The 12,821-nt window shown below is 71.6% G+C and carries 15 protein-coding genes; 6 read left to right on the plus strand and 9 right to left on the minus strand.

Translation table 11 applies throughout. The features are described from left to right. Window positions 1–3 precede the first annotated feature (3 nt). The 4 genes from AC2EAQ_RS11945 to AC2EAQ_RS11960 all read right to left on the minus strand — a co-directional run bounded on the left by AC2EAQ_RS11945 (window position 4) and on the right by AC2EAQ_RS11960 (window position 4,242). Window positions 4–849 carry a carbohydrate ABC transporter permease gene (locus tag AC2EAQ_RS11945; RefSeq protein WP_484644013.1) on the minus strand — a complete coding sequence of 282 codons (846 nt, stop codon included), beginning with the start codon at window positions 847–849 and terminating at the stop codon, window positions 4–6. Window positions 850–889: 40 nt separating this feature from the next. Beyond that, the gene (locus AC2EAQ_RS11950) at window positions 890–1,744 is read right to left on the minus strand and encodes a carbohydrate ABC transporter permease (RefSeq protein WP_484644844.1); all 855 of its coding nucleotides are present in this window, start codon (window positions 1,742–1,744) and stop codon (window positions 890–892) included. A 69-nt stretch (window positions 1,745–1,813) separates the two neighbouring features. Continuing rightward, entirely contained in the window at window positions 1,814–3,148 is a 1,335-nt protein-coding gene (locus AC2EAQ_RS11955; RefSeq protein ID WP_484644016.1) for an ABC transporter substrate-binding protein, read from the minus strand. A gap of 29 nt (window positions 3,149–3,177) precedes the next feature. Further along, a complete protein-coding gene (locus AC2EAQ_RS11960; protein WP_484644019.1) occupies window positions 3,178–4,242 on the minus strand; it encodes an ABC transporter ATP-binding protein in 1,065 nt (354 codons plus the stop codon). Window positions 4,243–4,330: 88 nt separating this feature from the next. On the opposite strand from AC2EAQ_RS11960, the gene AC2EAQ_RS11965 reads away from it, so the two are divergent. From AC2EAQ_RS11965 to AC2EAQ_RS11985, 5 genes are read left to right on the plus strand one after another with little or no spacing between them, the layout of a single operon-like run. Next, the gene (locus AC2EAQ_RS11965) at window positions 4,331–5,104 is read left to right on the plus strand and encodes a FadR/GntR family transcriptional regulator (protein ID WP_484644022.1); all 774 of its coding nucleotides are present in this window, start codon (window positions 4,331–4,333) and stop codon (window positions 5,102–5,104) included. A gap of 28 nt (window positions 5,105–5,132) precedes the next feature. Next, window positions 5,133–5,933 carry a 2-oxo-tetronate isomerase gene (gene otnI / locus AC2EAQ_RS11970; protein WP_484644025.1) on the plus strand — a complete coding sequence of 267 codons (801 nt, stop codon included), beginning with the start codon at window positions 5,133–5,135 and terminating at the stop codon, window positions 5,931–5,933. Beyond that, window positions 5,930–6,937 (plus strand): D-erythronate dehydrogenase, encoded by a 1,008-nt coding sequence (gene denD, locus AC2EAQ_RS11975; RefSeq protein ID WP_484644027.1) that lies wholly within the window; start codon window positions 5,930–5,932, stop codon window positions 6,935–6,937. The genes otnI and denD overlap by 4 nt, the downstream gene beginning before the upstream one ends. Beyond that, the gene (locus AC2EAQ_RS11980) at window positions 6,934–7,680 is read left to right on the plus strand and encodes an SDR family NAD(P)-dependent oxidoreductase (RefSeq protein WP_484644030.1); all 747 of its coding nucleotides are present in this window, start codon (window positions 6,934–6,936) and stop codon (window positions 7,678–7,680) included. The genes denD and AC2EAQ_RS11980 overlap by 4 nt, the downstream gene beginning before the upstream one ends. Before the next feature lie 2 nt (window positions 7,681–7,682). After that, window positions 7,683–8,795 (plus strand): dipeptidase, encoded by a 1,113-nt coding sequence (locus AC2EAQ_RS11985; protein WP_484644032.1) that lies wholly within the window; start codon window positions 7,683–7,685, stop codon window positions 8,793–8,795. Between the two features lie 19 nt (window positions 8,796–8,814). Here AC2EAQ_RS11985 and AC2EAQ_RS11990 read toward each other — a convergent pair whose 3' ends face one another. From AC2EAQ_RS11990 to AC2EAQ_RS12005, 4 genes are all read right to left on the minus strand, one after another. Next, entirely contained in the window at window positions 8,815–9,285 is a 471-nt protein-coding gene (locus tag AC2EAQ_RS11990) for a hypothetical protein (protein WP_484644034.1), read from the minus strand. A 167-nt stretch (window positions 9,286–9,452) separates the two neighbouring features. Then, complete coding sequence (locus tag AC2EAQ_RS11995) at window positions 9,453–9,662, minus strand: tautomerase family protein (RefSeq protein WP_484644036.1); 210 nt, start codon at window positions 9,660–9,662, stop codon at window positions 9,453–9,455. A 44-nt stretch (window positions 9,663–9,706) separates the two neighbouring features. Then, complete coding sequence (locus tag AC2EAQ_RS12000; RefSeq protein WP_484644038.1) at window positions 9,707–10,627, minus strand: ParB/RepB/Spo0J family partition protein; 921 nt, start codon at window positions 10,625–10,627, stop codon at window positions 9,707–9,709. 45 nt (window positions 10,628–10,672) lie between these two features. Continuing rightward, window positions 10,673–11,629 carry a helix-turn-helix domain-containing protein gene (locus AC2EAQ_RS12005; RefSeq protein WP_484644040.1) on the minus strand — a complete coding sequence of 319 codons (957 nt, stop codon included), beginning with the start codon at window positions 11,627–11,629 and terminating at the stop codon, window positions 10,673–10,675. 102 nt (window positions 11,630–11,731) lie between these two features. Between AC2EAQ_RS12005 and AC2EAQ_RS12010 the strand changes: the two genes are divergently transcribed. Further along, window positions 11,732–12,265, plus strand: coding sequence for an ester cyclase (locus AC2EAQ_RS12010; RefSeq protein WP_484644042.1), 534 nt, complete (start codon window positions 11,732–11,734; stop codon window positions 12,263–12,265). Between the two features lie 3 nt (window positions 12,266–12,268). Here the strand turns inward: AC2EAQ_RS12010 and AC2EAQ_RS12015 are convergent, their stop codons facing one another. Further along, the gene (locus AC2EAQ_RS12015) at window positions 12,269–12,811 is read right to left on the minus strand and encodes an RBBP9/YdeN family alpha/beta hydrolase (RefSeq protein WP_484644044.1); all 543 of its coding nucleotides are present in this window, start codon (window positions 12,809–12,811) and stop codon (window positions 12,269–12,271) included. Between the last annotated feature and the right edge of the window lie 10 nt (window positions 12,812–12,821).

Consider the following 12,821-nt stretch of genomic DNA (forward strand, 5'->3'; position numbering starts at 1 on the left):
GCGCTACTCCTTGACCGCGCCGGTCATCGCGCTGACGTAGTGCTCGACGAAGAAGGCGTACAGGATCACCAGCGGCAGCGAGCCGACCAGCGCGCCGGCCATCAGCGAGCCCCAGCGGTACTGGTCGCCGTCGGTGAAGGCCGACAGGATCGCCACCGGCACGGTCTTCTTCTCGGTGCTGTTGATGAAGGTCAGCGCGTAGATGAACTCGTTCCAGCACAGCGTGAGGCAGAAGATCGACGCCGAGATCAGCCCCGGCACCGCCAGCGGCAGCACGATCTTGGTGAGGATCTGCCAGCGGCTGGCGCCGTCCATCAGCGCGCACTCCTCCAGCTCGTAGGGGATGGTCTTGAAGTAGCCCATCAGCAGCCAGGTGGAGAACGGGATCAGGATCGTCGGGTAGGTGAGGATCAGCGCGAAGGGCGTGTCGAACAGGCCGTACTGGAACACCACCGTGGACAGCGGGATGAACAGGATGGAAGGCGGCACCAGGTAAGCCAGGAAGATCGCGCCGCCCACCCACTGCGAGCCGCGGTAGCGGATGCGGGTGATGGCATAGGCCGCGAACACGCTGGCGATCAGCGACAGGATCGTGGCCGACACCGCGATGAACATCGTGTTCCACAGCCACTGCGGGTAGTCGGTCTTGAACAGCAGGTCGTAGATGTGCTCGAAGGTCGGCTGCAGCGTGTAGAACGGGTTGTGCGCGTCCAGGTCGAGCAGGTGCTCCTTCGGCTTGATCGCCGTCATCGTCATCCAGTAGAACGGGAACAGGAGGACGAAGACGATCAGCAGCAGGGGGATGTAGACCCGGACCACGCGCTGCGGCAGCGTGGACAGGTAGCTCATGCCCTCCGAGTCGTCGGACGGGCGCGCGGCTTGGGCGCTGCTACTCATTGTTCTCTCCGCTCTGCCACTTGCGGCGTTGCAGGCCGAACCAGCTCACCATGATGGCGGCCAGCAGGAAGGGCACCATGGCGGTGGAGATCGCCGAGCCCTCGCCGATGCGCCCGCCCAGGATAGCGGTGTTGTAGGACATGGTGGCCATCAGCTCGGTGGCGCCGGCCGGGCCGCCGTTGGTCAGCACCTTGATCAGCTGGAAGTCGGTGAAGGTGAACAGCACCGAGAAGGTCATCACCACCGCGATGATCGGCGTGAGCAGCGGGTAGGTGATGCGTCGGAACATCTGCCAGCGCGTGGCGCCGTCGAGCGTGGCGGCCTCGTACAGCGAGGGCGGCACCGTCTGCAGCCCGGCCAGCAGCGAGATCGCGATGAAGGGCACGCCGCGCCAGACGTTGGCGAAGATGACCGAGAAGCGCGAGTTCCACACGTCGCCCAGGAAGTTGATGTTCTCGGTGATCAGCCCGGCCTTCTTCAGCGTCCAGGAGATGACGGAGAACTGCGGGTCGAAGATCCACCAGAACGCGATCGCCGACAGCACGGTCGGCACGATGAAGGGGATCAGCACCAGCGCGCGGATGATGGCCTTGAACGGCAGCTTCTCGTTGAGCAGGATCGCCAGGTACAGGCCGATGGCGAACTTGAGCACGCTGGCGACGAAGGTGTAGAAGAGGGTGAAGAACACCGCCGTCTGGAACTTGCTGTCGCCGATGATCCATTCGTAGTTCTCGAGCCCGACGAACTGCCCGGGCTGGCCGATCTTGGCGTCCGTGAAGGACAGCCAGATGCCCAGCCCGAGCGGGTACACCAGGAACAGGATCAGGAAGGCCGCCGCGGGCAGCATGAACAGCAGCCCGACGAAGTTCTTGTTGTTCCAGAGCGTGTTCACGCGGCGGCGCTCCTGTCCTGCGGATCAGCGGTAGATGCGCCGGGCCTGGCGCTCGGCCACCGAGATCGCGTCCTTGATCGACGCGCGCCCGGTGCACACCGACGCCACCATGTCCAGCATCACGAAGTCGGCCAGCGCCGCGGCCGCCTTCTCGCCCACCGAGCCCAGGCCGCCCGCGGTCAGCGTGCGGCGGCTGGCGTCCTTGAGCATCGACAGCTTCGGGTCGGTCCGCCAGACGGGGTTGGCGTCGTAGGCGTTGAGCGGGTGCGTCAGGTAGGCCACGGCGTCCTGCAGCCACTTGTCGTAGTTCTCGGCCTCGAGCATGAAGCTCATGAAGGCCTTGCAGGCGTTGGGCACCTTCGAGTACTTCATGATCATCAGCGGGTAGGCGATGTGGAACTCGGTCGGCTTGCCGACCGGACCCACCGGCCACAGCGAGTGGTTCATGTCGTCCATCACCTCCTTGGCCTTGGCGTCGCCCTTGGCGGCGGCGGCCTTGGCGGCGGCATAGATGGACACGCCGTTGTTGGTCAGCGAGACCTGGCTCTCCAGGAACGCCTTGTTATTGAAGGCGTCGTTCCAGCTCGCGGTGCCGGCCACGAAGGTGTCGGACAGCGCCTTGCAGTACTCCAGCGCCTTGACCGTCTCGGGCGAGTTGATGATGACCTTGTCCTTGGCATCGACCAGGTTGGCGCCCTGCGACCACAGCGCCCAGTGCACCCAGGCATTGCCGTCGCCCGAGGCGCGGCCGAGCGCGAAGCCGCCCGGCACCGACTTCTCCTTCAGGCCCTTCATCAGCTCCAGGAAGCCGGCGGTGTCCTTGGGCACCTCCTTGAAGCCGGCCTTCTCGATCATGCTCTGGCGGTAGTTGATGACGTTGCCGTTGTAGGCCACGGGGATGGCGATCCACTTGCCGCCGGGGCCCTTGCCGTAGGTTTCGGCGGTGGAGACCCAGCCGCCGTACTTCTTGCCCAGGTAGCCCGCCACGTCGGTGACGTCGACGCACTTGCTGGGGAACAGGTGCGGCAGCGAGTACAGGCCCCAGAACATGTCCGGGCCCTGGTTGGTGTTGGCCGCGACGCTGGCCTTGGGCTGCACGTCGTCGAGCGACTCGTTGATCACCTTCACGTCCACGCCGGTGGCCTTGGTGAAGGCCGCGCACAGTGCCATGAAGGCGTCCTCCTCGGCCTGCACGAAGCGCTTCCAGCGCAGCAGCGTGATCGCCGCGCCCTTCTCGGGCTTGAACGGCGAGGCCTGGGCCCAGGCGTTGGCCCAGAGCATCAGGTTGGCGGTGCCCGCACCGGCGACGACGGCGCCCGTCTTCAGCACATGGCGGCGATTGAGCTTGTTCTGGAACATGGGCTTGTCTCCTCTTGGGGTTGGGGCGGTCAGATCCGCTGGCCGCTGGTGGCGTCGAAAAGATGCGCGACCGGTGCACGCGGCACGAGCCGGATGCGCTGGCCAGGGGTGAAGGCGTGCCGTTCGCGGAACACGCCGATGAGCTCCTGCGTGCCGAGGCGCGCCACGAGCTGGGTCTCGCTGCCGGTGGGTTCCACCACCACGACCTCGGCCTCGAAGCCGGCGGTCTCGCCGGTGCCGGCCAGGTCGAGGTGCTCGGGGCGGATGCCGTAGACGACGCTGCGGCCGTCGTTGGCCGCCTGCGCGCCCACCAGCGGCAGGCGCGCGCCGTTGGCCGCGACCACGGCGCCGTCCTTCTGGGTGCCCTCGATGAAGTTCATCGCCGGCGAGCCGATGAAGCCGGCCACGAAGCGGTTGGCCGGGCGGTCGTACAGCTCCAGCGGCGAGCCGATCTGCTCGACGCGGCCGTCGTGCATGACGACGATCTGGTCGGCCATGGTCATGGCCTCGATCTGGTCGTGCGTGACGTAGATGGAGGTGGTGCGCAGGCGCTGGTGCAGCTCCTTGATCTCGGAGCGCATCGCCACGCGCAGCTTGGCGTCCAGGTTGGACAGCGGCTCGTCGAACAGGAACACCTGCGGGTCGCGCACGATGGCGCGGCCCATGGCCACGCGCTGGCGCTGGCCGCCGGAGAGCTGGCGCGGAAAGCGCTCGAGCAGCGGCGCCAGGCCCAGGATGGCGGCGGCCTTGCCGACGCGGTCGTCGATGTAGGCCTTGTCCTTCTTGGCCAGCGTGAGCGAGAACGCCATGTTGTCGCGCACGGTCATGTGCGGGTACAGCGCGTAGTTCTGGAACACCATCGCGATGTCGCGTTCCTTCGGCGGCACCTGGTTGACCACCTTGTCGCTGATGGCGACCTCGCCGCCGCTGATGTTCTCCAGGCCGGCCACCATGCGCAGCAGCGTGCTCTTGCCGCAGCCCGACGGACCCACCAGCACCGTGAACGAGCCGTCGGGAATCTCGATCGACACGCCATGGAGCACGGCGGTGTCGCCGAAGCGCTTGATCACGTTGCGGATGCTGACGCTGGCCATCGTGGGGTCGGTCTCGTCGGTCGGTCGGATTAGGGTGCCGGAGCGGTTGCCTCGGCGCGGACGCAAGTTGTATGATGACCTTATCACCATGTCAATCGCGCTTTCCCACGCCCCCGGGCAAACCCTTGGCAAGCCGGTGCAGCGGCTCGAATCGAGCCGGCTGTCCGACCGCCTGGCCGCCCGCATCGAGGCGCAGATCGACGGCGGCGAGCTCAAGCCCGGCGACCGCCTGCCCACCGAGCAGAAGCTGGCCGAGGTGCACGGCGTGTCGCGCACCGTGGTGCGCGAGGCGGTGCACCAGCTCAAGTCGCAGGGCCTGGTGCGCTCGCGGCAGGGCTCGGGCGTCTACGTCACCGAGCCGCCCGCGCACCGCGCACTGGCCTTCGACCCCAAGGTGCTGGAGTCGATGGACGCGGTGGTGCAGATGGTGGAGCTGCGCCGCGTGATGGAAGGCGAGATGGCCGCGCTGGCCGCGGTGCGCGCCACGCGCAGCCAGCTCGCGGGCCTGAAGCGCGCACTGGCCGCCATCGACGAGGCCACCGAACGCGGCGAGCTCGGCGTCGAGCAGGACCTGGCCTTCCACCGCGCCATCGGCGAGGCCACCGGCAACCCGCAGTTCCTGCGCCTGCTGGGCATCCTGGAGGCCTACCTGCGCGACGCGATGACGGTGACCAAGGGCCACGAGTCCAAGCGCGCCGACTTCATGGCGCAGGTGCGGCGCGAGCACCGCGCCATCGTCACCGCGGTGGCCGCGCGCGACCCCAAGGCCGCACGCGCCGCCGCCATCGAGCACCATCTCAACGGCGAGCGCCGGCTGATCGCCAGCGGCGTGATCAAGCCGTCGCGCATCCCGAAGCGCTAGCCCGCACCCCGTCCCGGAGCCGCCGCCGATGCCCCGCTTCGCCGCCAACCTGTCGATGCTCTACAACGAGCATGCCTTCCTCGACCGCTTCGCCGCGGCCGCCGCCGACGGCTTCGGCGCGGTGGAATACCTCTTCCCCTACGAGCACCCGGCCGCCGAGCTGGCGGCGCGGCTGGGCGCGCACGGCCTGCAGCAGGTGCTGTTCAACTCGCCGCCGGGCGACTGGGCCGCCGGTGAGCGCGGCCTGGCCTGCCTGCCCGGGCGCGAGGCCGAGTTCCGCCGCGGCGTCGAGCGCGCGCTCGAGTACGCGCGGGCGCTGGGCTGCCCGCGCATCCACCTGATGGCCGGCCTGGCGCCCGAGGGCGCCGACCGCGCCGCGCTGCAGGCCACCTACGTGGCCAACCTGGCGTGGGCGGCGGCGCAGTCGCGCGAGCACACCTTCCTGATCGAGCCGATCAACACGCGCGACATCCCGCGCTTCTTCCTCAACCGCCAGGACCACGCGCACGAGATCGTCGGCCTGGTCGGCGCGCCCAACCTCAAGGTGCAGATGGACCTGTACCACTGCCAGATCGTCGAGGGCGATCTCGCCCGCAAGATCGAGCGCTGGCTGCCCGGCGGCAACGTCGGCCACTTCCAGATCGCCGGCGTGCCCGAGCGCCACGAGCCCGACGTCGGCGAACTGCACCACCCGTACCTGTTCGCGCTGATCGACCGCCTGGGCTGGGAGGGCTTCGTCGGCTGCGAGTACCGCCCGCGCGACGCGGGCCCCGGCGGCACCACGCGCGGCCTGGGCTGGTTCCAACCCTACCGGACGACATCACGATGAGACTGCTGATCACCGGCGGCGCCGGCTTCATCGGCGCGCGCCTGGCGCGCACGCTGCTCGCGCGCGGCCACCTCGGCGGCACGCCGATCCGCGAGATGGTGCTGGCCGACCAGTTCGCGCCGCCGCCCGACCTGCTGGCCGCCCCCGGCGTGCGCGCGCTCACCGGGCCCCTGCTGGAGCAGTGCGCCGGCTTCGCCGGCGAGCGATTCGACGGCGTGTTCCACCTCGCGTCGGCCGTCAGCGGCGAGTGCGAGCTGGACTTCGACCTCGGCATGCGCTCCAACCTGGACTCCACCCGCGCGCTGCTCGACGCGCTGCGCGCCGCCGGCAACGTGCCGCGGCTGGTGTTCTCCAGCTCGGTGGCGGTGTTCGGCCCGGACCCGGGCCTGCCGATGCCGGCCGTGGTGGCCGACGACACGCTGCCCGCGCCGCAGACGTCCTACGGCACGCAGAAGCTGATGTGCGAGCAGCTCATCGCCGACATGACGCGCAAGGGCTTCATCGACGGCCGCGCCGCGCGCCTGATGACCGTGACCGTGCGCCCGGGCAAGCCCAACGCCGCCGCGTCGTCGTTCTTCAGCGGCGTGATCCGCGAGCCGCTGGCCGGCGTGGAGGCGGTCTGCCCGGTGGACGCGTCGGTGTCGCACCCGGTGTCGTCGCCGGCGCGCACGATCGACGCGCTGGTGCGCATCTACGAGGCCGGCCGCGACGAGCTGCGCGGCCGCCTGGCGCTGAACCTGCCGGCGCTCAACGTCACCGTGCAGCAGATGCTCGACGCGCTGGAGAAGGTGGCCGGCCCGAAGGTGCGCCGGCACGTGGTGTTCCGCCGCGACGAGCGCATTGCCGGCATCGTGGCCAACTGGCCCAAGGGCGCCAGCGCGGCGCGGGCGCGCGCGCTCGGCCTGGGCGGCGACACGTCCTTCGAGGACATCATCCGCCAGTACATCGACGACTGCCGCGCGCGCCCGGACGCCGCGGCCACCCTGAAAGGACTCGACGCATGAACCAGATCGACCTCGCCGGCCGCATCGCCATCGTCACCGGCGGCGCGCAGGGCATCGGCCTGGCCGTGGCCGAGCGCTTCGTCGCCTCCGGTGCCAAGGTGGTGCTGTGGGACATCGACGAGGCGCTGCTGGCCAAGGCGCGCGCCAAGCTCGGCGCCGCGGCCACGACGGCGCGCGTGGAGCTCACCGACGAGGCGGTGGTGGGCCAGGCCGCGCAGGCGGTGCTGGCCGCGCACGGCCGCATCGACATCCTGGTGAACAACGCCGGCATCACCGGCGGCAACGGCCCCACCTGGGAGCTGGCGCCCGACGTGTGGCGCCGCACCGTGGACGTGAACCTGGTGGCGCCCTACCTCACCTGCCGCGCCGTGGTGCCGGCGATGCTGAGCCAGGGCTACGGCCGCATCGTCAACGTGGCCTCGGTGGCCGGCAAGGAAGGCAACCCCAACGCCAGCCACTACAGCGCCAGCAAGGCGGGCCTGATCGCGCTGACCAAGTCGCTGGCCAAGGAAGTGGCCACCAAGGGCATCGTCGTCAACGCGGTATCGCCGGCGGCGGCACGCACCGCCATCTTCGACCAGATGACGCAGCAGCACATCGACTACATGCTGGGCAAGATCCCCATGGGCCGCTTCGTCGAGCCGCGCGAGATCGCCGCCGCGATCGCGTGGCTGGCCAGCGAGGACTGCTCCTTCACCACCGGCTCGGTGCTCGACCTGTCGGGCGGCCGCGCCACCTACTGAGCATGCAGCGCGGCTGGTCGCGCCGTCACTGGCTGGCCACGGCCGGCGCGGCGGCCGTGGCGGGCGCGGCCGGCCCCCTGGCCGCCCCGGCGCACGCGCAGCCGGCCCCGGCACCGCTGCTGGGCGACATGCATTCGCACTTCGGCCTGATCACGCGGCGCGACCTCGACGCGTCGGGCTTCGGCGACGAACTGCGCGATGCGCGCGTGGCCCTGGTGGGCTGGAAGCTCGTCGCCGACGGCCCGTGGCTGCGCGCCACCGGCAGCGGCGTCGAGCAGGCGCGGGTGCCCGCGCCGGGCGAACTGGCGGACTACTTCGCGCGCCGCCTGCAGGCCATGCGCGGCTACCTCGCGCGCCAGCGCATCGACATCGTGCAGGCGCCCGCCGACGTGGACGCGGCGCTGGCCGGCGGCGGGCCGCGCGTGGTGCTGTCCAGCGAGGGCGCGGACTTCCTCGAAGGCGACGTGTCGCGACTGGCCGGCGCGGTGGGCCAGGGGCTGCGCCAGCTGCAGCTGGTGCACTACATCCGCACGCCGGTGGGCGACTTCCAGACCGTGGCCCCGGTGCACGGCGGGCTGTCGGCCATGGGCCGCGAGCTGGTGGCCGCCTGCAATGCGCAGGGCGTGCTGGTGGACCTGTCGCACTGCACCGGCGACGGGGTGGACCAGGCCCTGGCCGCGAGCAAGCGGCCGATGGTGTGGTCGCACGGCTTCGTCGACGGCGACGGCGGCGACTGGCGCGACCCCTACGGCTTCCTCAAGCGCCGACTGTCGCTCGCGCATGCGAAGCGCATCGCCGCCGCCGGCGGCGTGATCGGCCTGTGGGCGCTGGGGCTGAACCGGCCCGGGCCGCCCTGGGCCGTGGCCGCGGGCGACCGGCGTGCCTACGCGCGCGAGCTGGCGCGGCTGGTGAGCCTGCTGGGCGCCGACCATGTGGGCATCGGCACCGACATCGAGGGCCTCGGCCCCAACTGGACCGTGGACCGCTACAGCCACCTGCGCTCGGTGGTGGAGCACATGCGCGACCAGGGCCTGGACTCGGCCACGGTGGAGAAGGTGGCGGTGGGCAACTACGCCCGCGTGCTGCGCGAGGCGCTGGTACCGCTGCGCAGCTAGGCCGCCGGCGCGCGCCGCCTCAGATGCTCAGGCGCGCCCACTGTTCGAGCAGCTGCTCGAACTCGCGCCGCGTCTCGGCGTAGGCCTGCGCGAACTCGCGCGTGGTGCAGCCACCGCTGCCGCGCACCATGGCCTGGCCGGCGTCGGCCGACAGCTTGCGCGACAGCTGCCGCAGCTCGGTCGTGCGCGCCTGCGGCGGCAGCTCGCGCACCACCGCCTGCCAGTCGCGACGCGCGGCGCGCGCGGCCGGGCACATCGCGTCCAGCGAGGTCATCAGGTCGGCGTGGAACAGCAGGTCGCCCATCAGTGCGTCGACGTCCTCGTCGGGCGTGATCACCTGCAGCGCCTTGCCGGGGCCGTGCTTGACGACCGGGCCGCTGGAAGCCCCCGACGCCCCCGCGGCGGCCGCGACCGCGCAGCCCAGCGCCAGCCCGGCGGCCAGCAGCAGGCGGCTCGGCAGGGACGCAAAGGCAAGGCGACGACGGTCCACGGCGGCAGTTGTGACGAGTTGTTGCGAAGCCAGTGTAGGAGCGGCCCGTGCGCCTGCCAGCCCCGCGACATGGGGGCCGCGCCACACCCGCGCCGCGCGCGATCGTTACCGTTACAGGTGCCGGCGAGGCCTCGCCGGGGCCTGCGCGGGCGCGTGGCCGCGAGCGCCTACTTGCGTCGCGCGCGCCGTGCCGTCACCGGCTCGCCGCCCTCGCCCCAGTTGTCGGGGTCGACCTCGTCGATGATCACGGTGACGCTGTCGCGGCGCTTGTCGAGCACGCGCTCGACCACGTCGGTCAGGCCGGCGATCAGCTGCGCCTTCTGTTCGGCCGTGGTGGGCTCGGGACGGCGCGCGATGCGCACGGTGATCAGCGGCATGGCGGGCCTCGTGGGGGGCGATGACGGGTGGTGACGCGGCGCGGTCAGCGCTCGCCGACGCCCAGCCGGTCGAGCAGGCTGCCCAGCTCGTCGAGCGAGTCGAACGAGATCGCGATCTCGCCCTGCTCGCCGCGGCGCGTCTTGCGCAGCACGCGGATCTGCACCGCGGCGGCCAGCTTGTCGGCCAGCGCCTCTTCCAGCCGCACGATGTCGCGCGACTTGGCCGGCTTGGCCGCGGCGCCCTTGCCGCCGCGTGCGGCCGCCGGCGCGGCGCGCTGAGCGGCCAGCTTCTCGGTGTCGCGCACCGACAGCTTGCGCGCGGCCACCTCGTTGGCGGCCAGGATCTGCTGCGCCGGCTCCAGCATCAGCAGCGCGCGGGCGTGGCCCATCTCCAGGTCGCCGGCCATCAGCATCTGCTGCACCGGCGCGGCGAGGTTCAGCAGGCGCAGCAGGTTCGACGCCGCGCTGCGCGAGCGGCCCACCGCCTGCGCGGCCTGGTCGTGCGTGAGCTTGAACTCGTCGACCAGGCGCTTCAGGCCCTGCGCTTCTTCCAGCGGGTTCAGGTCCTCGCGCTGGATGTTCTCGATCAGCGCCATCACCGCGGCGGCCTCGTCGGGCACCGCCTTCACCAGCACCGGCACCTCGTCCAGCCCGGCCAGGCGCGCGGCGCGGAAGCGGCGCTCGCCGGCGATGATCTCGAAGCGCGCGCCGGGGCCGGTGGCCGCGCCCAGCGGCCGCACCAGCACCGGCTGCATCACGCCCTGGCTCTTGATGCTCTCGGCCAGCTCGTAGAGCGAGCCCTCGTCCATGCGCGTGCGCGGCTGGTACTTGCCGGGCTGCAGCTGGGTGAGCTTGAGCGTGGTGGGTGCGCCCGCCTCGCGCGCGGGCGGCGGCGCGTCGCTGACCTTGGGGCCGAGCAGCGCCTCCAGGCCGAGGCCGAGGCCCTTGGGTTTCTTGGTCGCCATGGAGGCGGATTGTCGCCGCGTTCGAGGCGGTACCGCGTGGCCCGACTAGGGGCGCCGCTGCGCCGCGCGGAACGCGGCCGGCGTGCTGCCGGCCACGCGGCTGAAGAACTTGACGAAGTTGCCGGCGTCGGCAAAGCCCAGCCGGTCGGCCACGCGCTTGACCGGCTCGTCGCCGTGCACCAGCAGGCGCTGCGCCTCCAGCACCGCCTGCTCGTCAAGCCAGGCCTTCAGCGACAGGCCGGTGGCGTCGCGCACCATGCGGCCAAGCGTCTTGGTGCTGCAAGCCAGCGCGGCGGCCAGCGTGTCGGCGGTGTGGCGCTGCGCCGGCTGCGACTGCACCAGCGCGCGCAGCCGCGCCATCCGCGCGCCGACCGGCGCTGCGATGCGAGCGATGGCGCGAACGGGGACGTCAGCGTTGTCGGGCGCAGGCACCGGCGCAGCCAGGGCCACGCGCGCCAGCAGCTCGCCCAGTTCGTGGCGCAGCAGCGCGTTGCAGGCGTCCACCGCGGCGCCGTGGCGGCGTGCATCGTCGGCAATGCGGCGCGCCGCGGCGGCGCAGCGCGCGTGCACCGGCGGCGGCAGGCGCTGCGCGGTGGCCAGGCTGGCGAGCAGCGGCTCCAGCGCGCCGGTGCCCGCGACCGGCGCCTGGGCACCGGCGCGGCCACGCACGGTAGCCGGCGCGGGCGGCAGCAGGTCCGGGCGGAACACGATCATCCAGCCGTCCCAGTCGCGCGAGAAGTCGAAGCGCTGGATCTGCCCCGGGCGCAGCAGCATCCAGCTGCCCGGCCCGGCGTCGATGGGGCGGAAGTCGATCTCGTGGCGCGTGCGCCCGCGCGTGACGCCGGTGAGCACGTAGAAATGCACCCGCTGCGGGCTCTCGAAGTGCTCGCGCGAAGCCTTGCCGCGCAGCCGCGCGATGGTGAACGCCTGCACCGCCAGCGCGTAGGCGCCGCCAGGCTGCCAGCGCACCTGGGCGATCGACGTGGCATTGCGGACAGCCATGTCCGGAAACTACCACGCGCCGTCCGGCCGGCACAAGGCGCCGTCTTCGCTGCGCCGCACAGTGCGGCCCAGCGCATGTCGCGCATCGCATTGGAGAAGACCATGTCCCACATCGACACGACCCTCACCCCCACCGCACGCCGCCGCGGCACCCTGCGCACGCTGGCTGCCGCCGCGCTGCTGGCCGCCACGGCCGCGCCTTCGTGGGCCCAGCAGCCGCTGACGCCCGAGGCCGCGCGCCGCGTCGTCGCGCCGTTCTACGAGATGCTCAACCGCCCCGCCACCAAGGACCTGGCCGCGCTGGCCAACGCCAGCCTCGCGCCGGACTGGAAGTCCTACTCCGGCGAGCAGACCTTCAAGGCGCGCGCCGACGTGCTGGCGCTGTTCGCCGGCTTCGGCAAGCTGATCCCCGACCTGAGCTGGGAAATCAAGGAGGTGCTCGTGGCCGGCGACCGCGTGGTGGTGCGCGGCGAGGCACGCGGCACACCCCAGGGCCCCTTCTTCGGCGTGCCCGCCGGCGGCAAGGCGTTCAACATCATGTCGATCGACATCCACACCGTGCGCGACGGCCGCATCGTGGCGTCGCACCATGTGGAGGACTGGGGCACGGCGATCCGGCAGCTTGCGGGGAACTGATCCTCAGCACGCCAGCAGCCGCTCCAGCAGCGCCCGCCCCTCGGCCCAGTCGCCCAGCCCCGACTCGCCGTTGATGTGGCCGGCGTTGCCGATGTCCACCACCTCTGCGCCCCAGTCGGCGGCCATCTGCGCGGTGCGCGCGGGGGCGCCGTAGGGGTCGTCGCGGCTGGTCACCGCGATGGCGGCGAACGGCAGGCGCTGGCGCACGATGGGGCGCCAGGGCAGCAGGTTGGGTGGCATGTCCTCGCGCTCGATGTCGGGCGGCGCCACCAGCAGCGCGCCGCGCACGCGCGCGGTGTGCCGCGAGTGCGCGGCCCAGGCGGCCACGAGCTGGCAGCCCAGGCTGTGCGCCACCAGCAGCGCGGGCGTGTCGGACTCGAGCAGCACCTCCTCCAGCCGCGCCAGCCAGTCGCCGCGGCGCGGCCACAGCCAGTCGCTCTGCACCACGCGCGTGTCGCCGTGCAGCGCCTCCCAGCGGCTCTGCCAGTGGTCGGGGCCGGAATCGAGCCAGCCCGGCAGCAGCAGGATTCGCTCGGACATGCGCATTGACTTATCC

The organism is Aquabacterium sp. T101 (assembly GCF_057219775.1).